Consider the following 584-nt stretch of genomic DNA (forward strand, 5'->3'; position numbering starts at 1 on the left):
GTCCGGGATGCCGGTGCGCGGCCGGATACGACATGCCGCCCGCCCCGTACAGTTCGTGTGCGCGCAGTAGCGGCGGCGAGGTGTTCGGCACGACACAGGAGACAACCGGCAAGCGGGGGTCCGGGCGATACAGGAGGCATGATGAGCGACGATGAATCCTCCGCTCATCGGCAGCAGCCCGGTAGACAGCCCGGCGGTCCACGAGACCGGCGGGCCCCCAGCGCACCGTGGGAGCGGGTGCCTCCGTCTCCCGGATCGGAGCCGGAGATGACCGGCCATCCGCGCGATACCGACCGCGAATCCTTCCGGGAGCCGCCACCGCAGCTGCGCCGGCCCGAGCAGCCGGCCGGTCCGGCGCCCCGCCCCGGCCCGCCTGCCCGGCGTCCCGGCCCCGGACCGGGCCCACATCCGGGGGAGGATCGGTATGCCGGGAACCGGCAGCGTCCGCCCGCGCCCGATGGCCGTAACCCGGCGCCCGGACGACCACAGAACCCGCCGTCCGGCGCGCGACCTGCCGTACCGCCCGGGCAGCCCGGCGGCCGGCCCCCGATACCGCCCGCGAATCAGCGTCCCGGCGGCCGCCC

Annotated in this window: 1 pseudogene; it reads left to right on the forward strand. The window is 76.2% G+C overall.

Going from position 1 to position 584, the window contains the following annotated elements:
- Nucleotides 1-267 precede the first annotated feature (267 nt).
- Nucleotides 268-584: pseudogene (locus ON22_RS37645) on the forward strand (hypothetical protein); the annotation flags it as partial.

Origin of the sequence: Nocardia carnea NBRC 14403 (assembly GCF_000308515.1) — a bacterium.
Taxonomy (GTDB): Bacteria; Actinomycetota; Actinomycetes; order Mycobacteriales; family Mycobacteriaceae; genus Nocardia; species Nocardia carnea.